The organism is Pseudonocardia kongjuensis (genome assembly GCF_039526905.1).
GTDB classification, from domain to species: Bacteria; Actinomycetota; Actinomycetes; order Mycobacteriales; family Pseudonocardiaceae; genus Pseudonocardia; species Pseudonocardia kongjuensis.
The window spans coordinates 179559-203922 of record NZ_BAAAJK010000006.1 but is presented as its reverse complement, the minus strand read 5'-3'; the positions used below and the strand labels follow the sequence as shown (position 1 = coordinate 203922).

Genomic DNA, 24364 nt, shown 5'->3' with positions numbered 1-24364 from the left:
CCGGGCCGCGGGGCAGCGCCTACGCTGGGTGCATGGCCCAGCTGTACCGCGACACCGGGATCGTGTTGCGTGTGCAGAAGCTCGGCGAGGCCGACCGGATCGTCACGATGCTCACCCGGCAGCGCGGGAAGATCCGGGTGGTCGCCAAGGGTGTGCGCCGCACCCGGTCGCGCTGGGGGGCGCGGCTGGAGCCGTTCAACCACGTCGACGTGCAGTGCTACACCGGCCGCACGCTCGACGTCGTCACCCAGGCCCAGACCGTCGACGCGTTCGCCCCGGCGATCGTCGCCGACTGGTCGGCGTACTCGTGCGGCTGCGCGATCCTGGAGACCGCCGACCGGCTGGTCTCCGAGGAGGGGGAGCCGTCGCTGCGGGTGTACCTGCTGCTGCTCGGCGCGACCCGGGCGCTGGCCGACGGCCTGCGTGAACCGGCGCTGGTGCTGGACGCGTTCCTGCTGCGCGCGATGAGCCACGCCGGCTGGGCGCCGTCGCTGTCGGACTGCGCGCGCTGTGCGACACCGGGCCCGCACCGGGCGTTCACCGTCGCCGGCGGCGGGATGGTCTGCCCGCGCTGCCGGCCGCCCGGGTCGGTCACCCCGGCCGCCGAGACGGTCACGCTGCTGGAGGCGCTGCTGCACGGTGACTGGACGGTCGCCGACGCCTCGGCCGACCCGACCCGCCGCGAGGCCAGCGGCCTGGTCGCGGCCCACCTGCAGTGGCACCTGGAGCGGCAGCTCCGTTCGTTGCCGCTGGTGGACCGCAGGCCCCGGACCCGTCCTGGGCCGGATCCGGTTGCGCCGCAGCGCCCGCCGGAAGGCCTCCCGGCGGCGTCGAACGGTCCGGCCGGTGCCCGGCCCGCCGACGGTGGACCGCCGGTCGCGTATCGCGCCACATCCGCCGACTCCACCGGGTGATCCGGGCTTCCGCCGGGCAACCCCGCTCCGCCGCTCGTTACGCTCCCGTGATCGAAGCTGACCGATCGGATCCGACGGAGAGGCGCACGTGACCCCACCACCCCACACCCGGGACGGCCGGGACGGTCGGGACGACGCGGCCGCGACCGAGCGCACCCGCCGGCTCGCCGCTGCGACCCAGCGGCTGCCGGTCGCGCCCACCCAGCTCATCCCGCTGCGGACCGAGCTGCTGCCCGAGTCGCCGCCGGACGGCCCGACGCGGGCGATGCGCCAGGTCCGGGCCCGCACCGAGGACGGCGCCTGGCCGGCGATCCCGATGCTGCCGGTGATCCGCCCGGAGGACAGCGAGCCGCTGTCCGAGGTCGACCGGGCCCGCGGCCACCGCGGGATGCGGGAGCTGCGGGAGACCGTGGAGCGGCTGGAGGACTCGGAGGTGCCGGCCTGGCCGGTGCGCGAGGAACCGGACGAGCAGTTCCGGATCTGAGCCGTCCCGGGGGCCGACGTAGGGTGCAGGACGTGCCGTTCCAGCCTCCCCCACCGCACCCGTCCGGCGCGCGGCCCCCGGCGATCCCGGCGGCGCTGGTGCCGCGCCACGTCGCCCTCGTGATGGACGGCAACGGCCGCTGGGCGAACGCCCGCGGCCTGCCCCGCACGGAGGGCCACAAGCGCGGCGAGGCGTCGCTGATGGACGTCGCCCGCGGCTGCATCGAGATGGGTGTCGGCTGGCTGTCGGCGTACGCGTTCTCCACCGAGAACTGGCGGCGCAGCCCGGACGAGGTCCGCTTCCTGATGGGCTTCAACCGGGACGTGATCCGCCGCCGGGTGGACGAGATGGACGCGATGGGCGTGCGCGTCCGCTGGGCGGGCAGGCGGCCGCGGCTGTGGCGGTCGGTGATCAAGGAACTCGAGGTCGCCGAGCAGCGGACCCGGCACAACGACGTCCTGAACCTCACGATGTGCGTGAACTACGGCGGCCGGGCGGAGATCGTCGACTCGGTCCGGCAGATCGCCCGGCTCGCCGCCGAGGGGCGGATCAACCCGGACAAGATCGACGAACGGATGCTGGCCCGGCACCTGGACGAGCCGGACATGCCCGACGTCGACCTGTTCGTGCGGTCGTCGGGGGAGCAGCGGACGTCGAACTTCCTGCTCTGGCAGAGCGCGTACGCCGAGATGGTCTTCCTGGACACGCTGTTCCCGGACTTCGACCGCCGGCACATCTGGCAGGCCATCGAGATCTACGCCCGCCGGGACCGGCGGTTCGGCGGGGCGCAGGACAACGCCGGCACGGCGGACGGGGTGCGGAGCCAGTGACCGACGCGGTGATCACCGGGATGCTCGGGACGGCCCGGGCGGCCCTCGAACGGTTCCACGACGTCGTCGTCGACGACGACGGTGCGCTGACCTTCGCGCACGGCGGCGTGCTGTGCGTCGTGCAGGGCACCGAGCTGGAGGAGGGCCTGCCGGTCCTCAACATCACCTGCGTGGTGGCGTGGGACCTGGCCGATCCGGACGTGCCGTCGCGGGTCGGTCTCGGCGTGGGGGAGGGCCTGTTCGGGACCCCGCGGGTGGTGCGCGGCGAGCGCGGCTGGGACGTGACGCTGCGCTACGCGTTCCCGGCGTCCGGACTGGCCGAGGCGCCGATGGGCACGCTGCTGATGCTGGTCGTGTCGTCGGCGTCGAGCATGCGCGCAGAACTCGTGGACGACTGAGCTCGTGGACGGCCGGGCCGGTCGCCCGGCCCGGCTCCGTCCTCACCGCTTGCGGTTGGTGCCGAGCTCCTCGGCGATCGGGTTGACCGGGTCGACGTCCTTGGTCGCCTCGGACAGGCCCGGGTGGGTGTGCCGGGCGCGCCGCTGGGCCCGCAGCTGCTCGGTCTCCTCCCGCGACTCGTCGGCGGTGTCGACCGCGGCGACGACGTCCGCGACCGAGCCGTAGTCCGCGGCCGGGACGGCCCGGATCGCCTCGACGGTCGCGGCGTCGGCGCCGTTGCGCTCCGCCCCGGCGGCGAGCTCGTCCTTGCCGGCCGGGAACGTGACGCCGTCCAGCGCGGTGTGGACGGCGTCGGGGGTGGTCGTGCGGGTCGTCATCTGGGGACTGCCTCCTCGTCGGCGATCGTGCTCGTCGACAGGAGGGTTACCGGTGTGCGGCGATCCATGCACCGCGGGCGTCACCCGGTGGCGGGGCTCTCCCCGTCGGCCGGTCCGGCCGCCTCCGCCTCGCCGGCGAGATGGACCAGCGGCAGCGCCGAGAGCTGGGCGGGCGTCATGTCGTGGGCGACGCCGAGCACGTCGTTCTGCGACTTCGTCATCCGGGCGTCGACCAGCCCGGACAGCCCGTAGGCGACCCGGCCGAGCAGGCGGACCGTGGTCTCGTCGACCAGCGGCCGCGGGGTGGAGACGATCGCGACGCCGCGCGGGGTGCCGTCGTTCGACTGGGCGACCCCGATCGAGTACGACTCGCGCGGGTTCACGTGCCGCGACGCGTAGTGGTCGCGCAGCTTGACCACCATCTCGTGGAAGTCGCCGACGTCGCCGTCGAGCTCCAGTTTCTCCAGGTCGGCCTTGGTGAGGGTCTTGGTGCGGCCGGAGAAGCAGCGGACGTAGCCGATCACCGCCCCCGTCCACAGCGCCTCGACCAGGGCCGGATCGGCGTCCACCCGGACCGGGCCGGACTCCGGCCCGCCGAGCGCGGTCACCAGGTGCTCGCAGCAGCGCAGCACGTACTGCAGGTCCTCGAAGACCGCCGCGAGCTGTGCCAGCTCGCCGGACTCCGGGACGTCGATCCGCCGCACCGTGGTCGGTGCCGCGGGGGCACCGTCACCGGGTGCGCCGTCGTCGTGCGTGTCGGTCATCGTCGACCCCACCTCCGGTGGATCACGGTATCGGCGGGTGCCGCGGCACGGTGTCGCGTTATGAGACGTTCTGTGACCTGTGCCTCTCCGGGCGGCCACCGTGCCGCCGATCCGGCGGCCGGTGCTAGCCTCCTGCACCGAAAGGTCACGAGTGCCAGCGCGAAGCCCCGGCTTGCTGGCCGGCAACCCTCCTCCGCGGTGGGGTGCCCCGGGTGATGACCGGGCCGTCGCGACACCCGCGCCGGCAAGCGCGGATCCGGCACCCGCAGCACGGCTGCCCCGGATCCTTGTGATCCGGAGGACGGACATGACCGCTGCCCTGCTTCACGACACCACCCGCCCCGCCGCCGCGCTCCCCGCGGTCACCGGCGCCGATCTCACCGTGCCACTGGTCGACGGCGGGCCGGTCCGGTACTGCGATCTCGACTCGGCCGCCTCGACGCCCGCGCTGGCCGCGGTCACCGCGCACGTCGCGCAGGTGCTGCCCTACCACGGCAGCGTGCACCGGGGCGCCGGCTACACCTCGCGGGTCTGCACGTCGTTGCTGGAGAACGCGCGCGCCGACGTCGCCCGCTTCGTCCGCGCCCGGCCCGGCGACGCCGTGGTGTTCACCCGCAACACCACCGACGCGCTCGGCCTGCTCGCCCGCGCGGTGCCGGGGCCGGTGGTGACGCTGGACCTGGAGCACCATGCGACGCTGCTGGCCTGGCGGCACGGCGAGCACCGGGTCGTCCGGGCCGGACGCACGATCGTCGACACGCTGGACGCGCTGCGCGCCGAGCTCACCGCCCGCCCGGACGCCGCGCTGGTCGCCGTCACCGGGGCGTCGAACGTGACCGGTGAGCTGCTGCCGATCGCCGACGTCGTGGCGATCGCGCACGCCGCCGGTGCCCGGGTCTGCGTGGACGCCGCCCAGCTCGCCCCGCACCGCAGGCTCGACCTGGCCGGCTGGGGCGCCGACTACCTCGCGCTGTCCGGGCACAAGATCTACGCGCCGTTCGGGGCCGGAGTGCTGGTCGGGCGCCGGGACTGGCTGGACGCCGCCGAGCCGCACCTCGCCGGTGGCGGTGCCGTGCGGTCGGTGGCGGTCGCCGGGGACCGCACCGAGGTGGCCTGGCTGCCCGCGCCGCAGCGGCACGAGGGCGGCACGCCGAACGTGCTCGGTGCGGCCGCGCTGGCGGCGGCCTGCCGCGCGCTGGAGCCGGTGATCGACGACGAGCTGCCCGCGCACGAGCGGGCGCTCGCCGCGCGGTTGCACGCCGGGCTCGCCTCGGTGCCCGGCCTGCGCACGCTGTCGATCTTCGACGACGCACCGGACCGGACCGCGACCGTCTCGTTCACCCTCGGCGATCTCCCGGCCGGGCTGGTCGCGGCCGCGCTGTCCGCGGAGCACGGCATCGGCGTGCGGGACGGCCGGTTCTGCGCGCACCCGCTGCTCGCCCGCTGCAACGACGGCGACGACGCGGTCCGCGTCTCGCTCGGCCTGCGCAGCACCGGGTCCGACGTCGACCGGCTGGTGGACGCCCTCGGCCGGCTGGCCCGGCGCGGCCCGCGATGGACCTACGCCGTCGTCGACGGCCGCTGGACGCCCACCCCGGACCCGCGCCCGCTGGACCCGTTCGGGCTGGGGGAGCGGCCCGGGCTGCCGGGCTGCGACCGCTGAACCCGCGTCACCGGCGGATCCGCCGGGCGACGTCACCTCCGGACAGGGGGTTGCCGGGCCGGACGTCCTCGGGGAAACTTGCCGGCACGGAAACGATCGGGGTGCTGCGATGGACGAGAACGAGGCTCGCGCGGCGCTGTCCGAGGTGAACCGGCGGCGTGGCCATGCGACGTGGCTCGCGCTGTGGGCAGGGACGCCACGCTGGTCCGTGCTGGCCGCCGTCGCGATCCTGCTCGCTCACACGCTGACGTCCGACCTGCGCGCCCTGGACCCGGCACCGGACGGCTGGTTCCTGCGATGGGGGACGTGGCTGCTGACGTTGGCCCTGCTCACGGCCGTGGGGTGGGTCGCGCACCGGCGATCGCCGGTGACCGCGCACCGCAGCACCTTCGGTGAGCGGATGGCGGTGTGCGCCGTGCTCCTCGTGGTTCTCTACGTGCTGCTGATGGTGATCGGCGTGCCGATGCGGTACGCCGGGATCCCGTTCGACCAGACGGTGTCGGCGGCCGGGGCGCTGGTGCTGCTGTTCCTCGGCGTCCGGCTGTGGTCGCGGCGACTCGGTCACCGGGCCTGAGCCCGGTGTCACCGGTCCGGCCACCCGGGTTCAGCGAGCTCGTGCACGCCCCGACCCGGCTGTCGCTGCTGTCGTTGCTCTCGGCGACCGACCGGATCGAGTTCGGGCTGCTCCGCGACGCGCTGGACATGTCCGACTCGGCATTGTCCAAGCAGCTGGCCACCCTGGAGGAGGCCGGGCTGGTCGCGCTGGAGCGCGACGGTGTCGGGCGCGGGAAACGGGTGCGCGTGCGGATGACCGAGGACGGCCGGCAGACCTTCGACGGCCACGTCGCCGCGCTGCGGGCCATCGTGCGCCGCGGCGCCGGGATGCCCTGGGGCTCGGCGGCACCGGGCTGATCACCATCCCGGCAGGTCGCGATCCCGACCGGTCACGGCCTCGACTGCGGACGACCGGCTGCGGCTCGGCGCTGCACACCGTCGCGCCGACGCCGCCACACCGGCTGCAGAGCGTCGTAGCCGATCAGTTCGATGCCCTCCTCGTCGATGACCCGTCGAGCGCGGGGCGAGACGAGGAAGTCGTGATCACCGGTCCGCACCCGCGATCCGGATGCCTCGGCGGTGCCGGTGCCGCGGACGGCGGGATGCACCGCCCATTCCGTCAGTCCTGCGGGGAGCTCCCGCAGCAGGCGCTCGTAGTGGTCCGCCTTGCCGCCGGGACGAATGCCGAAGCTGTCGAGGAACGGGTGATCCACCACCGGCAGGCCGGCGGCTCGGGCGCGACCCAGACCAGGTTCCAGCCATATCCGGACCGCGAGACCGTGCTCGGCCGCCAGACCGGTCGCCACGTCGAGGATGTCGTGCCGGCCGCCGTCGGCGAGACAGTGGAAGTCGAGATGCGTCGGACGTACCTCGGTCCGCAGTACCGACGCGAGTTGCGCCCGGAACTCGATCTCGACGTGCTCGATCCGTAAGTCCCGCACCGACCAGGACGGCGAGGTCTGCTCCGGGAACCGACCGGTCGCGTCGACGAGGGACGCGACCCGCTCGACCGGTGCGGTCGGGCGCCAGTCGTCGCCGGGGCGGTCGCGCACCAGGGTCAGGTGCACGCCGGCGGGTGTGTCCGCTCGCCGGCGCAGCATCGCCAGTGCCTGCTCGGTGCCGGGACAGACCGTCATCAGGCTCGTCGAGCGCACGATTCCGTCGGCGAGCCCGGCGAAGACCGCTTCGTTGATCGCCGGGTGCATGCCCAGGTCGTCGGCGTTGACCAGCAGCACCCGATCGGCGGGGCCGAAACCCAACAGCTCCGAGGACAGCCGCCCGGTCACGGTCCGAGGATCAGCCGCGGCCCGCCGAGCAGGCCCGGCACAGCCCGAAGATCTCCAGGGTGTGCGACAGGTCGGTGAAGCCGTGCTGCTCGGCGATCGACTGCGCCCACGACTCCACGGCGGGCCCCTCGATCTCCACCGCGGCGCCGCACCGCCGGCAGACCAGGTGATGGTGGTGGTGCTCGCTGGCACAGCGCCGGTAGACGGCCTCGCCGGAGCCGGTCCGCAGCACGTCGACCTCGCCGCCCTCGGCGAGGGTCTGCAGGGTCCGGTACACCGTCGTCAGTCCGATGCCCTCGCCGGTGCGGCGGAGCTCCTCGTGGATCTCCTGGGCGGACCGGAAGTCCTCGATCCGGTCGAGCAGCGCGATCACCGCCGCCCGCTGCCGGGTCGCCCGGATGCCGCGCGGACCGGCCGTCGAGCGCTCGGCCCGCTCGGCCTGTTCCACCCCGTCCTGCACCGCCTGATCGCTCACGAGTCCTCCTCCACGTGCGCCACCGCGTCCACCACGATGTGGGCGAGATGGTCGTCCACCAGGGAGTAGAGCACCTCCCGGCCCTTGCGCTCACCTTCGACCACACCCGCCGACTTCAGCACCCGCAGGTGCTGGCTGATCAGCGGCTGGGTGACGCCCAGCGCGTCGACCAGGTCGTGCACGCAGCGCGCGTGCTCCAGGAGCTGCAGGACGATCGCGATCCGCACCGGCGCCGCCAGCGCGCGCAGCAGGTCCCCGGCCGCCGCGAGGGTGCGCGGATCGCGGACCGGGCCGGGAGCCGGCGCGGGGTGGTGCTCCCCGGCGTGCTCGTCCGACCCCGGGGTCCGGGTGGTCTCCGCTGCGGCAGACATCGTGGTTCCGTCCCGTCCCCGGAGATGGCGGCCACACCCCCGGCGCTGATCGAGCCCAGCCGGCCGCACCCGACATGGTAGGCGTGTTCGTTATCGTCGCGCCGTGCTGCTGGTCTGCCGGTTCACCGTGTCGCCCGACGAGGCCCCCCGTTTCACCGCGCGCGCCGCCCGCGCCCTGGAGCTGCTCGCCGCCCAGCCGGGCTGCCGGGGCGGCGAGGCGGGCCGGGCGATCGAGGACCGGCAGCAGTGGGTGCTGACGGTCCGTTTCGACTCGGTCGACGCCTACCGGCGGGCGCTCGGGCCGTTCCCGGTCCGCGAGCACGTGCACCCGCTGCTGGCCGAGGCCGACACCACGACCGAGTCGACGCACGAGACCCTGCTGTCGGTGGCTCCCGGCGCGTCCGCCGCCCACCACCCCTCGCTGCTCGGCTGAGCCGGGCGGCCGGAATCGGGTCATGCGGGGCCGGTAATCTGTAGAACCCACCTTGCGAATCCGCGGGTGGGCATTCCCGAATCCCGGACCTGGAGTACCGCCAGTGGCCAGCAAGCCGACCTCCGCCAAGATCGAGACCATCGTCGCGCTGACCAAGCGTCGCGGATTCGTCTTCGCCTCCGGGGAGATCTACGGCGGTACCCGGTCGGCGTGGGACTACGGTCCGCTCGGCGTCGAGCTCAAGGACAACATCAAGCGCCAGTGGTGGAAGACCATGGTCACCGGCCGCGACGACGTCGTCGGCCTGGACTCGTCGGTCATCCTGCCGCGGCAGACCTGGGTCGCCTCCGGGCACGTCAACGCCTTCACCGACCCGCTGGTCGAGTGCACGTCGTGCCACAAGCGCTACCGCGCCGACCAGCTCGCCGAGGAGTTCGCCGAGCGCAAGGGCCGCGACCCGGAGGCCGCCGACCCGAACGACCTGTCCGAGGTGCCCTGCCCGAACTGCGGCACCCGCGGCCAGTTCACCGCGCCGCGCGAGTTCAACATGATGCTGAAGACCTTCCTCGGCCCGGTGGAGTCCGAGGAGGGCATGGCCTACCTGCGCCCGGAGACCGCCCAGGGCATCTTCGTCAACTTCCTGAACGTGCAGACGACCTCGCGCAAGAAGCCGCCGTTCGGCATCGGCCAGATCGGCAAGAGCTTCCGCAACGAGATCACCCCGGGCAACTTCATCTTCCGGACCCGCGAGTTCGAGCAGATGGAGATGGAGTACTTCGTCGAGCCGGGGCAGGACGAGGAGATCCACCAGTACTGGATCGACGAGCGCACCCGCTGGTACACCGACCTGGGCATCGACGGTGCCAACCTGCGGCAGTACGAGCACCCGAAGGAGAAGCTCTCCCACTACTCGAAGCGCACCGTCGACATCGAGTACCGGTTCAACTTCACCGGCCAGGAGTGGGGCGAGCTCGAGGGCATCGCGAACCGCACCGACTTCGACCTGACGACGCACTCGAACCACTCGGGCGTCGACCTGTCGTTCTACGACCAGGCCACCGACACCCGCTACCGGCCGTACGTGATCGAGCCCGCGGCCGGCGTCGGACGGTCGATGATGGCCTTCCTGATCGAGGCATACACCGAGGACGAGGCGCCCAACGCCAAGGGCGGCGTGGACAAGCGCGTCGTGCTGAAGCTGGACCGCAGGCTCGCCCCGGTGAAGGCCGCGGTGCTGCCGCTCTCGCGCAACGCGGAGCTGTCGCCGAAGGCCCGCGATCTCGCGGCGCAGCTGCGGAAGAGCTGGAACGTCGACTTCGACGACGCCGGCGCGATCGGCCGCCGCTACCGCAGGCAGGACGAGATCGGCACGCCGTTCTGCATCACGGTCGACTTCGACACCCTGACCGACCAGGCCGTGACCATCCGGGAGCGGGACTCGATGGCCCAGGAGCGGGTCGCGCTGGACCAGGTCGAGACCTACCTGGCCACCCGCCTGCTCGGCTGCTGACCGGCCCCGCACGACACGGATCGGCCCCCGCCCGTGGGTACGGGCGGGGGCCGATCTGCGTGCCGCGGGTGCTACACCGGCTCGGGCAGCAGCCGCTCCACCAGGTCGGACAGCGTGATGATGCCGATCAGGTCGCCGTCGGACTCCACCAGCGCCAGGTGCGCACGCTGCTCGCGCATCGTGTTCACCGCCGCGTTGTAGCGGGTGTCCGCCGGGAGCGTGAGGACGGGCCGCATCAGCTCGCGGGCCCGGGTGCCGGGCTCGCGGGTCAGCGTGTCCCGCACGTGCACGTAGCCGATCGGGGTGTCCCCGTCCCGGACGATCAGCCGCAGGTGGCCGGTCCGCCGGGCGGTCTCCTGGACGGTGCTGACGTCGTCGTCGGCCGCCACCCCGGAGGGCTCGTGCGCCAGCTCGCTCAGCGGCGTCCGCTCCAGCTCCAGCGCGGTGACCAGCTGGTCGCGCCGCTCCTGGTCCAGCGCACCGGTCTTCGCCGAGTGGTCGACCAGCTCGCGCAGGTCGTCGGCGTTGCGGCCGGAGGCCATCTCGTCGACCGGTTCGACGCCGACCGCCCGCAGGCAGCGGTTCGCCAGGCCGTTGAGCAGCACCAGGATCGGCCGGGTCAGCACCATGAAGCCGCGCATCGGGATCGCCAGCATGATCGCCGAACGCTCCGGGTGCGAGATCGCCCAGGACTTCGGCGCCATCTCACCCACCACCAGGTGGACGAAGGTGACCACGATCAGCGACAGGATGAAGGAGACGACCGCGGCGATGCCGGAGGCCAGCCCCCATCCCTCCAGCACCGGGCGCAGGGCGTAGTCGACGGCCGGTTTCGCGACCGCACCGAGCCCCAGCGTGCACAGCGTGATGCCCAGCTGGGAGCCGGCCAGCAGCAGCGACAGGTCCTTCGCGCTGCGCAGTGCGGCGCGCGCCGACGCCGAGGTCTGCGCGGCCTCCTCCAGCCGGTAGTTCCGGGCGGCGACGAGTGCGAACTCCACCGCCACGAAGAACGCGCTCAGCCCGACCAGGGCGATGGAGACGACGATCGAGGTGACGCTCATGCCCGCACCTCCTGCTCATCGGCCCCGGCGGGCTCGGTCCACACCAGGTGCACCGCGGACGGGACCCGCCGGTCCACCTCCTGGACGCTGATCCGCAGCGCCCGGGGCGGGTCGTCGGGGCTCTCGGCCGGGATCATGACGACGATCTCGTCACCCGGCTCCGGGAGCCGCTGCAGCTCGGCCATCACCAGGCCGCCGACGGTCTGGTAGTCGCCCTCGGGCAGCTCGGCGTCGATCAGCCTGCCGACCTCGTCGACGTGCCGGTCGCCCGGCACCACCCAGCCGTCCTCGGCCTGCCGGGCCTGGTCGGTGCCCGCCTGGTCGTGCTCGTCGGTGATCTCGCCGACCAGCTCCTCGGCCACGTCCTCGACGGTGATGACGCCGGCCAGGCCGCCGTACTCGTCGAGCACGCAGGCGAGCTCCTCGCCCTCCTCCCGCAGCCGGGCCATCACCTGCGGCAGCGGCAGCGAGGACGGCACCAGCACCGGCGCCCGCATCAGCTCCGAGACCAGGACGTCGGCCGCGCCGCGGCCACCCAGGTCGGTGCGCTCGGACAGGGCCAGCACGTCCTTGAGGCAGACGACGCCGACCAGCTCCATCGCGTTGTCCGGGTCGGCCGCGTCGGGCGGCGTCCCGAGCACCGGGTAGCGCGAGTGCTGGACGGCCATCTGGCCGATCAGGCTCTCCACGGTGGCGTCGTCGCGCACCCAGGACACCCGCGGGCGCGGGATCATCGCGGCCCGCGCCGTCCGGTCGGTGAAGTCGACGACCCGGTCCAGCAGGACGGCGAACTCCGGGGCGAGATCGCCCGAGTCGCGCGAGTCGTCGATGATCGCTTCCAGGTCGCGCGGGGTGGCCGAGTGCTCGACGTCGTGCACCGGCTCGATCCGCAGCGCGCGCAGCAGCAGGTTGGACGCGGCGTCGAACAGCTTGATGATCCAGCCGAAGATCGCCAGGTAGGTCTTCGTGGACAGCGCCAGCCAGCGCGCCACGGGCTCCGGCCGGGCGATCGCCAGGTTCTTCGGGAACAGCTCGCCGAAGACCATCTGGACGACGGTGGAGAGCAGCAGCGCGAACGTGATGCCGATCGCGACGCCGATGCCGCTCGGCACGTTGACCACGCCGAGCAGCTCGCCGATGCCGTTGCCGATCAGCGGCTCGGCGACGTAACCGACCAGCAGGGTGGTCACGGTGATGCCGAGCTGGGCGCCGGACAGCATGAACGAGGTGCGCCGGGTGATGTCGAGTGCGCGGATCGCTCCGGTGTCGCCCTCGGCCGCCTTGGCCTTGAGCCGGGAGCGGTCGACGGCCATGTAGCCGAATTCCTGCGCCACGAAGTAGCCGGTGAGTGCGGTGATCGCCAGGACCACCAGGATGCCGAGCAGAATTCCGAGGATCGTGCCGATCACCGGAGCGTCACCGCCCGGCGGTCGGGCCCGTGGGTACGGGCGGGAACGAGGGCGATGCGGGGTCGCCGTCCGGGTGTGTGCCGGACGGCGCCGGGACTGTCGCTGGGGTCCATGACTCCTGACTCGCGATCGGATGTGTCGTCGACGCGTACAACGCGTGCCGGAATAGTACGGTTCCGCGCCGCACTCGTCGTGTCGGCCTCCTCACGTGTCTCCGAACTGTGACTCGGCCCCGTGACCCGGCCCTGTGACCCGGCCCCGTGACCCGGCCCTGTGACCCGGCGGCGGACCCGGAAGGTTCCCCGGCGCCGCCGGCCGCGCTCCCCTCCGGAACATGTCGGTCCCCGTCGCTACCCTGGCGCCCGTGAGCACCGGTCCGTCCCAGCCCCCCGCCGATCCGCGCCGCGCGCTCGGCGCCGCCCTGAGCCGGTGGGCGGCCGGCGGAGCGCCCGGGATCGGCGTGGTCCGGGTGCTGGAGCGGCACGGCTTCGGCTCGGTCGAGTCCGGCCAGCTGCTGGCCGGCACCCCGGCCGGCGAGCTGGCCGGCCTGCTCTACCTCGGCGCGCTGGACGACGCGGCCGGTCCGCTGGCCGCCGAGGCGGCCGCGGGTGCGGCGGCGGTCCGCGACACCCGGGTCGCCGAGTCCTCCGCGCTGGAAGCCGGGCTGGCCTGCGCCGGCGGCGCCACCCTGCTCGGGCACCCGCTGCCGCCCGGCCCGGCCGCGGCACTCGGCGAGGCGCTGGAGGCGGCCCGCCCCGCGGCCCTGCTGTCCACCCTCGACGGCACGTCCGCGCTGGTGCTGACCGGGCCCGACCTGGCGACCGGGCACGGGTCGCTGGGCGCGCCCGCGGTCGACGAGGCGGCCACCGCCGCGGCCCGCGCGCTGCTGCGCCGCGGCGCCACCGCCACCGAGCAGAGCGATGCCGCGGGCACCCCGGTGCTGGTCGACGTGTGGGTGCCGGTGCCGTCGGTGCTGGTGGTCGGCGAGGGTGCGCTGGGCGCCGCGCTGCACGCGCAGGCCGGGCTGCTCGGCTGGTCGGCGCGCACCGTCACCACGGTGGCCGACGCGCAGGCCGCGGTCGCCGCCTTCACCGACGCCGACGTGCTGGTCCTGCTCGACCACTCCCCGGCGTTCGACGCGATCCTGCTCGAGGGACTGGCGCACGGCCGCGGCTTCCTCGGCGCGCTCGGTTCCCGCCGTACCCAGGCCGCCCGCCGGGAGCGGCTGGCCGCGGCCGGTGTCGACGACGCCGGGTTCGCCGCGATCCACGGCCCGGTCGGGCTGGACCTGGGCGCCCGCACCCCGGCCGAGACGGCGGTGTCGATCGTCGCGCAGGTGATCGCGCTGCGGGCCGGCCGGTCGGCGTCGGCGCTGGCGGGCTCGACCGGACGGATCGGCGGATGAGCGCAGCCTCCTCCCGCCGCGGCCTCGGCGGCGCGGCACCGGTGGCGCCCGGCGGCCCGGCCCGCGGCCGCCCGGCCCCGGCCCGCGGCCCGGTCCGGACCGGGATGACCTGGGGGGCCCGGCTGCTGGTCGGCGGGCTGGTGATGCTGATCGCCGTCGTCGGCGTGACCGCGCTGCGGGTCTGGCAGGTCGCCCGGGTCGACGACCAGCGCCCGGTCGACGCGGTCGTCGTGCTGGGGGCCGCCCAGTACAACGGGGAGCCGAGCGCGGTGCTCGCCGCCCGGCTGCGGCACGCCGCCCAGCTCTACGCCGACGGCGTCGCCCCGCGGATCGTCACGGTCGGCGGCGGTCGCACCGGCGACCGCTACACCGAGGCCGAGGCCAGCCGGGACTGGCTGGTCGCCCGCGGGGTCCCGGCGTCGGCGGTGGAGGCGGTGCCGGAGGGCGCGGACACCCTCGGCAGCCTGCAGGCGGTCGCCGCGAGCGCCCGGTCGCAGGGCTGGTCGTCGGCGCTGCTGGTGTCCGACCCGTGGCACAGCCTGCGGGCCCGCACGATGGCGCGGGACGCCGGGCTGGAGGCGTGGACGTCGCCGACCCGCAGCGGGCCGATCGTGCAGACCCGGGAGACCCAGCTGCGCTACATCTACCGGGAGACCGGGGCACTGCTGTTCTACGCGCTGACCCACGCCTCGGTCGACACGGCGAGCTCCGGGCAGGGCTGAGGCCGTGGCCGAGCTGCCGGAGCTGGCCGGTCCGCCCGGGACACCCGGGCCGTCCGTGCTGCCCGGGCGGTCCGGGCAGGCCGGGCCGGCTGAGCGGTCCGGGCAGGCTGGGCAGGCCGGGCCGGCTGAGCGGTCCGGGCCGGCCGAGCCGCCGGGGATCTCGTCGGTGCCCCGGCCCGGTGTCGCGCCGTCCCCCGGGTACACCCCGGCCGACGCCGAGCGGCGCCATCCCGAGCCGCCCAAGGGATCCGGCCTGGGGGAGCGCGGCCGGGTGGAGCGGCGCAGCCCGTTCTCCCGGGACCGCGCCCGGGTGCTGCACTCGGCGGCGCTGCGCCGGCTCGCCGGGAAGACCCAGGTCGTCGGGCCGGGGGAGGGCGCCGAGGTCACCGGCATCCCACGCACCCGGCTGACGCACTCGCTGGAGGTCGCCCAGATCGGCCGCGGCATCGCCGAGGAGCTCGGCCTCGATCCGGACGTCGTCGACGCCGCCGGCCTCGCCCACGACATCGGCCACCCGCCGTTCGGGCACAACGGCGAGCGCGCGCTCGACGAGGCGGGCGCCGCCTGCGGCGGGTTCGAGGGCAACGCGCAGACGCTGCGGATCGTGACCCGGCTGGAGCCCAAGGCCCGCTCGTCGGACGGGCGCGGCCCCGGCGGGCTCAACCTGACCCGGGCGACCCTGGACGCCGCCACGAAGTACCCGTGGGCCCGGCGCGGCGCCGAGCGCAAGTTCGGCGCCTACGCCGACGACCTGCCCGCCCTGGAATGGCTGCGGCTCGGCGCGCGGCCCGGCGCGCGCTGCATGGAGGCGCAGGTCATGGACTGGGCCGACGACGTCGCCTACTCGGTGCACGACGTCGAGGACGCGGTGCTGGCCGGCCGGATGGACCTGGCCGTGCTGTCCTCGCGGTCCGAACGGGAGGCGCTCGCCGCGGAGGCCGCCCGCCGGTTCGGCACCGACGCCGGGGCCTGCGCCGAGGCGGCCGCGCAGCTGAACGCGCTGCCGGTGGTCCGCGCGGTGCACGGCTTCGACGTGCGCACCGCGGGCGGCGACGACCTGGTCGCCATGAAGCGGATGACCAGCGAGCTGGTCGGCCGGTTCGCGCTCGCCGCCACCGACGCCACCCTCGACGCCCACGGCGACGCGCCGCTCGCCCGGCACCGCGCCGACCTGGTCGTGCCGGTCGAGGCGCAGGCCGAGGTGGTGCTGCTCAAGGAGCTCGCCACCCGGTACGTGATGAGCGATCCGCAGCGGCTGGCGATGCAGGCCCGGCAGCGCGAGCTGCTGCACGAGCTGGTCGCCACGCTGGTCGCGCGCGGGCCGGCCGGGCTCGACCCGGTCCGCGCCGAGGACTGGGCCGTCGCGCCGGACGACCGGGCCCGGCTGCGGGTGGTGCTCGACCAGGTCGCGCTGCTCACCGATCAGCAGGCCGTCGCCTGGCATCGGAGGGCATGCCGGTAGGTGCCCCGTGCCGCCGAGCGGCCTGAGCTGCCGGCGCGGTGGTCCGGCCGCCGGTGCTCAGACGTTCCCGACGAGCCCGGCGTCGTCGACGACCGGGCGACCCCCCGTGAGGACCGTGTGCAGGGCGTGCGCCGGATCGGCCAGCACGGTGACGTCGTCGAGCGGGTCCCCGTCGACGACCAGCAGGTCCGCGTGCGCGCCGGGGGCGACCACCCCGAGCTCGCCCTCGGCGCGCAGCAGCCGCGCGGCCGTCGTCGTCGCCGAGCGCAGCACCTCGGCCGAGGACACGACCCGGGCCCGGATGCGGAACTCGGTGGACTGGTGCTGCTGCATCTCGCCGAGCAGGTCGGTGCCGAACACGACGTTCACCCCGCCCTCGGTGGCCAGCCGCAGCGCGTCGAGACCACCCGCGAGCACCTGGCCGATCTTGCGCTGGGACGCGACGGGCAGGCCGTGCCGGGCGCCTTCGGCCTCGAGCCGGTCGTAGGTCACCAGGGTCGGCACGAGGTACGCGTCGTGCTCGCGGAACAGCGCCACGCTGCCCGCGTCGATCAGGTTCCCGTGCTCGATGGACCGGACCCCGAGCCGCAGCCCGCGATCGACGGCGCGGGCGGTGTAGGCGTGACCGAGGACGTAGCGGTCGGCCGCCTCGGCCTCCTCGACGATCGCGCGGATCTCCTCGTCGGAGAACTGGGTGGAGTCGACGCGGTCGGTCGGGGACGCGACCCCACCGGAGAGCATGACCTTGACGTGGTCGGCGCCGGTGCGGAGCTGGTCGCGGGCTGCGCGGCGGACCTCGCTCACGCCGTCGCACACGACGCTCAGGTGCGGGCAGCAGGCGTGCCGGTCGAGCACCTGGGTGCCGGGTCCGCGCACGTCGCCGTGCCCACCGGTCTGGGACAGCGCCTTGCCACCGAAGTACAGCCGGGGACCGACGAACAGGCCCCGGTCCAGCGCCTCGGCGAGCCCGTGGTCGGCCCCGGCGGCGTCGCGCACCGTCGTGAACCCGCGGGCGAGCATGCCGTGCAGCAACCGCTGGGCGTGCGCGGCGACCAGGTACGGGGAGGTGTCCCCGAGCGTGGCGAGATCCGCGGTCGACGCGGTGACGTGCACGTGCGCATCGATCAGGCCCGGCAGGACCATCCGGCCACCGGCGTCCAGCCCGTCCGCGCCGGTTCCGGCCGTGCCCGGCGGTGCGATCCCGGTGATCCGTCCCTCGTGGAGCAGGATGTCGCGCGGCTCGCTGACCGTGGCCGATCCGGGATCGACGACGCGGGCATTGCGGACGGCGGTCAGCACGGGGGACAGGTGCACGATGCCTCCAGCGACACGTTGCGACGACGTGACTGCAGTATATGTTGCAGATGACGACGAAAGCGAGGGGCGACCGGATGGCCGATCTGCGGCGGTGGCTGGACGGCCTGACCGGTGAGCGGTCGCTCGGCCGCGGCGTCCGTGCGGTGCTCGACGCGGCGGTGGCCGATCCCGAGCTGTGCGCCTACGCCTCCACCCACGCGGTCGCCCGGGCGGCGGGGGTGAACCCGGCGACCGTGGTGCGCGCCGCCCAGGCCGTGGGGTTCCGGGGCTGGCCGGACTTCGCGACCGAGCTGCGCAGCCGCTACCTGTCGTCGCTGGCCGTCGACCGGATCTACGACCTGTACGCCGGGCCCGGCGGCGGGACCGGTGGTGACGGTGCGCCGGGCCGGCCGGGCGGCACGGCCGGCGGTGCGCCGGGCCGGCCGGGCGGGCCCGACGGTGGGACCGGTGACGGGGCGGCGGGCGGGTCCGCGGGTGGCGGCGTGCCGGGCGGGCCCGCAGGTGGCACCGGTGGCGGGCCGCCGGGCGACGATCCGGCAGACGTGCTGCACCGGGTGGTCGGGCACGATGTGCACCTGCTGCGCACCATGCTCGCCGGCGTCGATCCGGCGGCCGTGCACCGGGCGGCCGAGGTCATCCGCACCGCCCGCCGGACCGTCGTGTTCGCCACCGGCACCTATGCCGCCCCCGGGATCCAGCTCGCGCACGTCGCGCAGATGATCGGGCACGACGTCACGGTCCAGAACGGCGCCGCGACGGCCATGCTGAACAGCGCGCGGCTGCTCGGTGCCGGCGACTGCTTCCTGACGTTCAGCCTGTGGCGCACCTCGGTGGCGGTCCGTCGGACGGCGGAGGTGGCCCGCCGGGCCGGCGCGACCGTGGTCGCGGTGGTCGACCGGCGCTCGGCGGTCGCCGAGCTCGCCGACGTCGTGATCACGGTGCCGAGCGAGGGGCGCGGGTTCGTGCCGTCGATCGTCTGTGCGGTCAGCGTCACCCAGACGATCCTGCGGCTGCTCGCCGACGCCGACCCGGCCGCCACCCGCGCCCGGCTCGCCGAGATGGACGAGCTGTGGGACGCGATGGGGGTGGTCGAGGACGAGTGACCGCGGGGCTTCTCTGCAACGAATATTGCAATTACGATCCCGCCATGTCCGCGCTGAACGTCACCCTGCTGGTGGTCTATCTCGGTTTCATGGCCGTGGTGGCCCTGCGGTTCTCCCGGGCGTCGGCGATGCGCGACGGCGAGGACTTCGTGCTCGCCGGCCGCTCGCTGTCGACCACGGTGCTGGGCGCGACCATGCTCGCAACGTTCGTCGGCAGCGGCTCGATCATCGGCGGGGCGAACTTCGTCTACACCTACGGCCCGATCCCCGGGGTGTTCTTCTTCGCCGGCACGCTGATCGGGATCCTCTGCCTGCTGGTGCTGGTCACCAGGGTCCGCACCGGCGGCTTCCGGACCGTGCCGGAGCTGTTCCAGGACCGCTACGGGACGGCGGCGCGCTGCATCGGCACGGTCATGATCATCATCGCCTTCGTCGGCATCACGGCGTACCAGTTCACCGGCGCGGGCTACATCATCTCGCTGATGGTGCCGGTCTCGGAGACCCAGGGAGCGGTGGTCGCCGCCGTGCTGGTCACCGTCCTGTCGATGTCCGGCGGTCTGAAGTCGGTCGCCTGGACCGATGCGCTGTCCTCGGCGCTCGTCGTCCTCGGCCTGTTCGTGTGCCTGGTCTACCTGTTCGCCACCGACGTCGGCGGTCTCGGCGGCTACGTCGACCGGCTCGACCCGGCGTTGAGCACGATCACCGGCGGCCTGCCGCCGCTGGCGCTGCTCGGCTACTTCCTGCCGGTGTTCCTGCTGATCCTCGGCGACCAGAACATGCACCAGCGCCTCTCCGCGGCGCGGGACTCGCGGACGGCGGTCCGGGCGACCCTGCTGTTCTTCGGCGGTGCGCTGCTGATGATCACCCCGATCGTGCTGCTGGCCTCGACGTCGAGCTTCCTGCTGCCGGGCATCGAGGCGGACACCGCGGTGCTCGCGCTCGCCGGTGGGGACCTCACGCCACCGGTCGTCGGTGGGCTGCTGCTGGTCGGGGCGTTCGCGCTGATCGTCACGACCGGCTCGTCCTACCTGCTCACCAGCTCGGCGAACATCGTCTACGACCTGGTCTTCCTGGGCAGGCCCGAGCGCGCCGGGGGACGGCTCGGGGTCGCCGTCGGGCGGTCGTCGGTGCTGCTGCTCGCCGTGCTGGCCTTCGTGATGGTCCAGTTCTTCCCGACGGTGCTCGAACTGCAGATGTACGCCTACACGATGTACGGCGCGGCGCTGACCCCGGTGATCCTGGCGGCGTTGTTCTGGCGCCGGGCCGGCACCGTGTCGGCGATCGCGACGATCGTGGTCGGGGGCGCGGTGACCGTCGCGTGGGAGGTGTCCGGCCGGGCGTCGGAGCTGAACTCGGTCGTGGTGTCGCTGCCCGCGGCACTGGCGACCCTGGTGGTCACGGCGCTGCTGTTCCCCCGCCGGGTGGCGCCGGCCGAGGAACCCGCGGCGGCCTGATCCGCCGGGATCAGCCGGCGCGGGTGTCCGCCCGTCGCCGGCTGCGCGTCCACGGCCAGGTGATCAGGCACCACCCGGCCACCACCAGCGTGAACTCCACGAGCAGGTACCACGGCCACGGGCCCAGCAGGTCGAGCAGCGACGGGTTCGACGGCTTGTGGTTGAGGAACCCGTAGTTGGTCCCGAGCGAGGAGTTCACGCTGAACGCCACGGCCGCCCAGCCGACAGTCGCCGCGACCGTCGCGCGCATGCCGCGCCAGGTCGGCCGGATCCCGACGCCCCAGGTCAGGTAGACCGCCGCCCAGGTGACGAACAGGTGCAGCGCCCAGAAGTCCAGGAACTCGATGCGCGGGAAGTCCGGCGAGTCCAGCGCCGGGGTGAGGAGGGCCTGCGGGGTGAGCGTCAGGCCCCAGTAGTAGGTCAGCGCGCAGGCCCACCAGCGGTGCGTCCACAGCGCGTACGCCGCGGCCACCCAGCTGAGGTCGCTGAGCTGCAGCGGCAGCGAGGTGTAGAGGTCCCAGTTCTCCGGGAGCAGCCGCCGGACCTGCATCGACAGCTGGACGCCGACGATCACCAGCGCGAACACCCGGCCGGTGGTGACCTGGGCGGCGGTCCCGCGCATCCGCCGCCCGGCGAGCACCAGCAGCACGGCGACCGCCGCGCCGATCGTCAGCGCCGTCCAGTGCGTCGTGCCGTAGGGCACGAAGACGTCGTCGTCCGGCTGCACGCCTCCGCTTCTACCGGTGTGCGGGCCGGGCCGCCACCCGGCGGCGCTCAGCGCAGGCTGACCGCCGGGAGCATCGCGTCGGCGTCGGTCGGGACCGACCGGGTCGGGCAGCTGCCCAGCACCCGGGCGATCGCGTCGCGTTCGGCGGCGGTCACCCAGAGGTCGTACTTCGCCTTCACCGCGACCTGCCGCGAGACGTAGGCGCACCGGTAGCCGGTGTCCGGCGGGAGCCAGGTGGCGGCGTCGCCGTCGCCCTTGCGGCTGTTCGTGGGGCCGTCGACCGCGATCAGGTTCAGCGGGTCGTTGCCGATGTGCTCGCGGGCGGTGGCGTCCAGCTGCTGGGCGCCCTTCTGCCAGGCGTCCGACAGTGCGACGACGTGGTCGATCTGCACCCGCTCGCTGGTGCCCTGGCCGCGGGTGAAGGAGATCGTCTGCCCGGTGTAGGCGTCGCGCAGGGTGCCGGTCAGCACCACGCAGTCGTTCGTCCCGGCCTTGAACGTCTCCCGGTCCATGTCCCGGGCGAGCACCTGGTTGCGCTGGTCGCAGCCGTCCCGGTCGATGTCGGCCCAGCGGCGGCCGAACTCGGTGCGGGCGTACCCGGTCTTCGGTGCGCGGCCCTTGACCTCGAGGGTCCCGAGCACGGCGAGGGCGTTCCCGGCCGCCTCGGCGCCGTCGGTGCCGTCAGAGACGTCAGCGCCGTCAGAGACGTCAGCGCCGTCGGTGCCGTCAGAGACGTCGGTGCCGCCGGTCCCGCCCGACCCGTCCGCCCGGACCGCGCCACCCGCCGCGTCCGCGTCGCCGGCGGGAGCCCACCGGGCCGTGCCGCGCCGGCCGTGCGGGCCGTCCGGGTCGGTGATCTCGGTGTCCACGGTCGGAGTGCCGGGCCCGGCGGCCCAGACGTCCACGAACGATCCGGGGGCACCACACCCGGCCAGCACCAGAACCGCCGCCAGCACCGCGACGACATCGACCCGAGCACGCACCCGACGATGATCGCGATCGCGAACGCCGGGACCGCGCCGGACACGCCGGGGGATTCGTCACGCCGGCCGCCCGGTCGCACACGGACCGTGCGCGCGGCCGCGCCGGGACCGCTCGCGCAGCCGCGCGCAACCGTGTCGCGCAACCGTGTCGTGCAGGCGTTTCGCGCCGCCGGTCGGGCGGCGCTCGGGCCGCCGGCCGGGTCCGGGCCCGGCGCCGGACCGCGTCGTGACACAGGTCACGTGCGCGGCCGTCACGAATCGCCGGCCCGTCCCGTCCCACCGGTGACCCGTCCGCACGAACCCGGGAGGTTCCCGTGCCCCGCATCCCCGCCGTCACCGACGCCGACGCCGGCCCGCTCGGCCGTCTCGCCTACCGCATCGCCCGCCGCCGCTACGGGTCCGTGCCCGAGCCGTTCGCCGTCGCCCGGCACCATCGCCGGCTGTTCTGGGCGTCGGTGGTCAGCGAGCTCGGCTGGGAGCGGGCGGCGACCCTGCTCCCGGCGGGCGTCCGGGAGATCGCCGTCTACCGGACGGCGACCGTCGTCGGCTGTTCCTGGTGCGTCGACTTCGGCACCATGCTGCAGCGGCTCTCCGGCCTGGACGTGGACCGGCTCAGGCACATCGACGAGTACCCGACCAGCCCGCACTTCAGCCCGGCCGAGCGGCTCGCGATCGGCTACGCCGACGCGATGACCGCCCAGCCGATGACCGTCACCGACGACCAGGTGGCCGAGCTGGAACGGGAGTTCGGCCGGGCCGGGCTCGTCGAGCTGACCCAGATGATCGCGGTCGAGAACATGCGGGCCCGGGCGAACCACGCGCTCGGCATCACCGACCAGGGATTCGACGCGGCGTGTGCGGTCCCGGCCGGTCACCGGAGCTTGGACGGGTCCAGCACGCCGTAGATCGCGACGATCCGGCCGTCCCGCACCGCGACCGCGGCGGCCGCCGCGGGCGGGTCGCCGTCCGGGCCGGGCAGCAGCCAGCCGGGGGCGCCGTTGACCGTCGCCGGGCGCAGCCGGGCGGGCAGGTCGCCGCGGCCGGCCAGCCCGACCAGCAGCCGGGCCACCTTCGCCGGTCCGTGCACCGGGTGCAGGGCGGCCCGGACGGCACCGCCGCCGTCGGAGACGAACACGACGTCCGGGTGCAGCACCTCGGCGACGGCGCGGGCGTCGCCGGTGGCCAGTGCGGCGCCGAAGCGGGCCAGGACGCGGGCGGCCTCGGCGTCCGGGACCGGTGGCGGAACGGGTGCGTCGGCGAGCACCTGACGGGCCCGCGACGCCCGCTGCCGGGCGGTGGCCTCGGTGCAGCCGAGCACCCCGGCGATCTCGGCGAACGGCAGGTCGAGCGCCTCGTGCAGGACGAACGCGACCCGCTGGTCGGGGGAGAGCCGTTCGAGCACCAGCATCGCGGCCATCCGGACGTCGTCGGCCCGCAGCACGGCGTCCAGCGCGGGATCGGCCCTGCCGACGACCGGTTCCGGCAGCCACGGGCCGACGTGCTGCTCGCGGCGGGCGGCGGCCGACCGGAGCCGGTCCAGGCAGAGCCGGGCGACGGCGGTGGTCAGCCAGCCGCGCAGGTCGCGGACCGCGCCGGGATCGGGCAGCCGGGACAGCCGCAGCCACGCCTCCTGGGCGGCGTCCTCGGCGTCGGCGAGGCTCCCGGTGATCCGGTAGCCGACGCCGACCAGGTGCGGCCGGTGCGTCTCGAAGGCCGCGGCGAGATCGGACACCCCGACGACGGTACGAGGGATCGGGCCCGGGCGGGTCGTGGGACGGACCCGCCCGGGCGGTGCCGGTCGGTGCACGCGGGCCGGCGGAGGAGATCGCTGGTCGGGCCGGAGCCGGTGCCGGCCGCCCGCCGGCCGGTGGCGCCCGGCGGGCCGGACGCCGTGCTGCGACCCGTGTGGACGGGGCCGGGTGCCGACCCGGACCGGCCGGCGCCCGCGCCCGCTCGCCCGCCGCGGGGCCGTGCCGGTGGGCCACGGCCCGGAGGCGGCGACGACCGCCAGGAACTCCTCGTCGAAGACCGCGTCGATCCGGGGCCCGATGCCGTCGGCGTCCCCGGGGGCCGGGATCGTCGTGGGCGTCGGTGCGGGATCGGCGGTCACCTCCACCACCTCCCTCACGTCCGGTCGCTGCGGGCGACCGGGATCAGGCGTTGATCTGCGTGCGGTCGGTGGAGTGCCCGGACGCGATCGCGATCGTGCGCGGCTTCGCCGACTCGGCGACCGGGATCCGGATGCGCAGCACCCCGGCCTCGTACGAGGCGTGGATGTTGGCGGTGTCGAGGTTCTCGCCGAGGAACAGCTGGCGCGAGTAGACGCCGTAGGTGCGCTCGGAGGCGACCCACTCGACCTGGTCGGCGTTGGCGGCACCGGCCGGTCGACGCTCGGCCCTGACGGTCAGCGTGTTGCGCTCGACCGACAGCTCCACCGCGTCGGGGTCGATGCCGGGAAGATCGAACTCGACCACGAACTCGTCGCCGTGGCGCCAGGCGTCCATCGGCATCGCGGCCGGTCGGGACCAGGTCCCGCCCGCGTCGAGGGCCTGCGCGGCGAGCCGGTCCAGTGCGCGGAACGGATCAGTCCGCATCAGCATGTCGAACCACCCCTTCCCAGCGGCCGGTCGGGGCCCGCGCCAGCGGAACCGCGGTCCGGC

The 24364-nt window shown here is 74.5% G+C and carries 27 protein-coding genes and 1 riboswitch; of the genes, 15 read left to right on the top strand and 12 right to left on the bottom strand.

Annotated features, from left to right (window positions below; translation table 11 throughout):
- The first annotated feature begins 32 nt into the window (after nt 1–32).
- The 4 genes from recO (at nt 33) to ABD160_RS08525 (ending at nt 2626) form a co-directional block, all read left to right on the top strand.
- Nucleotides 33–914 (top strand): DNA repair protein RecO, encoded by an 882-nt coding sequence (gene recO, locus ABD160_RS08540; RefSeq protein ID WP_344020184.1) that lies wholly within the window; start codon nt 33–35, stop codon nt 912–914.
- Between the two features lie 88 nt (nt 915–1002).
- Nucleotides 1003–1398, top strand: a complete 396-nt coding sequence (locus tag ABD160_RS08535; RefSeq protein WP_344020183.1) for a hypothetical protein — start codon at nt 1003–1005, stop codon at nt 1396–1398.
- Between the two features lie 32 nt (nt 1399–1430).
- Nucleotides 1431–2228 carry an isoprenyl transferase gene (locus ABD160_RS08530; protein ID WP_344020181.1) on the top strand — a complete coding sequence of 266 codons (798 nt, stop codon included), beginning with the start codon at nt 1431–1433 and terminating at the stop codon, nt 2226–2228.
- Complete coding sequence (locus tag ABD160_RS08525; RefSeq protein ID WP_344020179.1) at nt 2225–2626, top strand: hypothetical protein; 402 nt, start codon at nt 2225–2227, stop codon at nt 2624–2626. Before ABD160_RS08530 ends, ABD160_RS08525 begins: the two co-directional genes overlap by 4 nt.
- Nucleotides 2627–2668: 42 nt before the next feature.
- On the opposite strand, the gene ABD160_RS08520 is transcribed toward ABD160_RS08525, so the two are convergent.
- A complete protein-coding gene (locus ABD160_RS08520) occupies nt 2669–3004 on the bottom strand; it encodes a DUF2795 domain-containing protein (protein WP_344020177.1) in 336 nt (111 codons plus the stop codon).
- Nucleotides 3005–3084: 80 nt separating this feature from the next.
- Entirely contained in the window at nt 3085–3768 is a 684-nt protein-coding gene (locus ABD160_RS08515; RefSeq protein ID WP_344020176.1) for a hypothetical protein, read from the bottom strand.
- A 143-nt stretch (nt 3769–3911) separates the two neighbouring features.
- A riboswitch (SAM riboswitch) is annotated at nt 3912–4025 on the top strand.
- A gap of 50 nt (nt 4026–4075) precedes the next feature.
- Between ABD160_RS08515 and ABD160_RS08510 the strand changes: the two genes are divergently transcribed.
- From ABD160_RS08510 to ABD160_RS08500, 3 genes are all read left to right on the top strand, one after another.
- Nucleotides 4076–5431, top strand: a complete 1356-nt coding sequence (locus ABD160_RS08510; protein WP_344020174.1) for an aminotransferase class V-fold PLP-dependent enzyme — start codon at nt 4076–4078, stop codon at nt 5429–5431.
- Between the two features lie 109 nt (nt 5432–5540).
- Entirely contained in the window at nt 5541–6005 is a 465-nt protein-coding gene (locus tag ABD160_RS08505) for a hypothetical protein (RefSeq protein ID WP_344020172.1), read from the top strand.
- Between the two features lie 5 nt (nt 6006–6010).
- Nucleotides 6011–6343 carry a transcriptional regulator gene (locus ABD160_RS08500; RefSeq protein WP_344020170.1) on the top strand — a complete coding sequence of 111 codons (333 nt, stop codon included), beginning with the start codon at nt 6011–6013 and terminating at the stop codon, nt 6341–6343.
- A gap of 32 nt (nt 6344–6375) precedes the next feature.
- Here ABD160_RS08500 and ABD160_RS08495 read toward each other — a convergent pair whose 3' ends face one another.
- From ABD160_RS08495 to ABD160_RS08485, 3 genes are read right to left on the bottom strand one after another with little or no spacing between them, the layout of a single operon-like run.
- Nucleotides 6376–7272, bottom strand: coding sequence for a carbohydrate deacetylase (locus tag ABD160_RS08495; protein ID WP_344020168.1), 897 nt, complete (start codon nt 7270–7272; stop codon nt 6376–6378).
- Nucleotides 7273–7282: 10 nt separating this feature from the next.
- Nucleotides 7283–7720 (bottom strand): Fur family transcriptional regulator, encoded by a 438-nt coding sequence (locus ABD160_RS08490; protein WP_344020896.1) that lies wholly within the window; start codon nt 7718–7720, stop codon nt 7283–7285.
- Nucleotides 7721–7743: 23 nt separating this feature from the next.
- Complete coding sequence (locus ABD160_RS08485) at nt 7744–8118, bottom strand: ArsR/SmtB family transcription factor (protein WP_344020166.1); 375 nt, start codon at nt 8116–8118, stop codon at nt 7744–7746.
- A gap of 103 nt (nt 8119–8221) precedes the next feature.
- Between ABD160_RS08485 and ABD160_RS08480 the strand changes: the two genes are divergently transcribed.
- Together ABD160_RS08480 and ABD160_RS08475 are read left to right on the top strand one after the other, a co-directional pair.
- Nucleotides 8222–8551, top strand: a complete 330-nt coding sequence (locus ABD160_RS08480; protein WP_344020164.1) for an antibiotic biosynthesis monooxygenase — start codon at nt 8222–8224, stop codon at nt 8549–8551.
- A gap of 103 nt (nt 8552–8654) precedes the next feature.
- Nucleotides 8655–10061 (top strand): glycine--tRNA ligase, encoded by a 1407-nt coding sequence (locus ABD160_RS08475; protein ID WP_344020162.1) that lies wholly within the window; start codon nt 8655–8657, stop codon nt 10059–10061.
- A 71-nt stretch (nt 10062–10132) separates the two neighbouring features.
- Here the strand turns inward: ABD160_RS08475 and ABD160_RS08470 are convergent, their stop codons facing one another.
- The gene (locus tag ABD160_RS08470; RefSeq protein WP_344020159.1) at nt 10133–11122 is read right to left on the bottom strand and encodes a hemolysin family protein; all 990 of its coding nucleotides are present in this window, start codon (nt 11120–11122) and stop codon (nt 10133–10135) included.
- The gene (locus ABD160_RS08465) at nt 11119–12531 is read right to left on the bottom strand and encodes a hemolysin family protein (protein WP_344020157.1); all 1413 of its coding nucleotides are present in this window, start codon (nt 12529–12531) and stop codon (nt 11119–11121) included. The genes ABD160_RS08470 and ABD160_RS08465 overlap by 4 nt, the downstream gene beginning before the upstream one ends.
- A 364-nt stretch (nt 12532–12895) precedes the next feature.
- On the opposite strand from ABD160_RS08465, the gene ABD160_RS08460 reads away from it, so the two are divergent.
- The 3 genes from ABD160_RS08460 to ABD160_RS08450 all read left to right on the top strand — a co-directional run bounded on the left by ABD160_RS08460 (nt 12896) and on the right by ABD160_RS08450 (nt 16120).
- Nucleotides 12896–13936 (top strand): XdhC family protein, encoded by a 1041-nt coding sequence (locus tag ABD160_RS08460; RefSeq protein ID WP_344020155.1) that lies wholly within the window; start codon nt 12896–12898, stop codon nt 13934–13936.
- A gap of 104 nt (nt 13937–14040) precedes the next feature.
- Nucleotides 14041–14658 (top strand): YdcF family protein, encoded by a 618-nt coding sequence (locus ABD160_RS08455; RefSeq protein ID WP_344020894.1) that lies wholly within the window; start codon nt 14041–14043, stop codon nt 14656–14658.
- Between the two features lie 166 nt (nt 14659–14824).
- Complete coding sequence (locus ABD160_RS08450) at nt 14825–16120, top strand: deoxyguanosinetriphosphate triphosphohydrolase (protein WP_425563596.1); 1296 nt, start codon at nt 14825–14827, stop codon at nt 16118–16120.
- Nucleotides 16121–16177: 57 nt separating this feature from the next.
- Here the strand turns inward: ABD160_RS08450 and ABD160_RS08445 are convergent, their stop codons facing one another.
- Nucleotides 16178–17434 carry a metal-dependent hydrolase family protein gene (locus tag ABD160_RS08445; protein WP_344020151.1) on the bottom strand — a complete coding sequence of 419 codons (1257 nt, stop codon included), beginning with the start codon at nt 17432–17434 and terminating at the stop codon, nt 16178–16180.
- A 77-nt stretch (nt 17435–17511) separates the two neighbouring features.
- Here ABD160_RS08445 and ABD160_RS08440 point away from each other — a divergent pair, with 77 nt between their 5' ends.
- On the top strand, nt 17512–18540 hold the full coding sequence (locus ABD160_RS08440) for a MurR/RpiR family transcriptional regulator (RefSeq protein WP_344020149.1): 1029 nt from the start codon (nt 17512–17514) through the stop codon (nt 18538–18540).
- Between the two features lie 44 nt (nt 18541–18584).
- Nucleotides 18585–19994, top strand: coding sequence for a sodium:solute symporter family protein (locus tag ABD160_RS08435; protein ID WP_344020147.1), 1410 nt, complete (start codon nt 18585–18587; stop codon nt 19992–19994).
- Nucleotides 19995–20004: 10 nt separating this feature from the next.
- Here the strand turns inward: ABD160_RS08435 and ABD160_RS08430 are convergent, their stop codons facing one another.
- Both ABD160_RS08430 and ABD160_RS08425 read right to left on the bottom strand, forming a co-directional pair.
- Nucleotides 20005–20721: a YwaF family protein gene (locus ABD160_RS08430; RefSeq protein ID WP_344020145.1), complete on the bottom strand. Its 717-nt coding sequence runs from the start codon at nt 20719–20721 to the stop codon at nt 20005–20007.
- A 47-nt stretch (nt 20722–20768) separates the two neighbouring features.
- Nucleotides 20769–21704 carry an HNH endonuclease family protein gene (locus ABD160_RS08425; RefSeq protein ID WP_344020143.1) on the bottom strand — a complete coding sequence of 312 codons (936 nt, stop codon included), beginning with the start codon at nt 21702–21704 and terminating at the stop codon, nt 20769–20771.
- A 314-nt stretch (nt 21705–22018) separates the two neighbouring features.
- On the opposite strand from ABD160_RS08425, the gene ABD160_RS08420 reads away from it, so the two are divergent.
- Nucleotides 22019–22609: a carboxymuconolactone decarboxylase family protein gene (locus ABD160_RS08420; protein WP_344020141.1), complete on the top strand. Its 591-nt coding sequence runs from the start codon at nt 22019–22021 to the stop codon at nt 22607–22609.
- Here ABD160_RS08420 and sigJ read toward each other — a convergent pair.
- Both sigJ and ABD160_RS08410 read right to left on the bottom strand, forming a co-directional pair.
- Nucleotides 22576–23832 carry an RNA polymerase sigma factor SigJ gene (sigJ, locus tag ABD160_RS08415; protein WP_344020139.1) on the bottom strand — a complete coding sequence of 419 codons (1257 nt, stop codon included), beginning with the start codon at nt 23830–23832 and terminating at the stop codon, nt 22576–22578. The genes ABD160_RS08420 and sigJ overlap by 34 nt on opposite strands.
- Before the next feature lie 25 nt (nt 23833–23857).
- Nucleotides 23858–24304 (bottom strand): Hsp20/alpha crystallin family protein, encoded by a 447-nt coding sequence (locus tag ABD160_RS08410; RefSeq protein WP_344020137.1) that lies wholly within the window; start codon nt 24302–24304, stop codon nt 23858–23860.
- Nucleotides 24305–24364 lie beyond the last annotated feature (60 nt).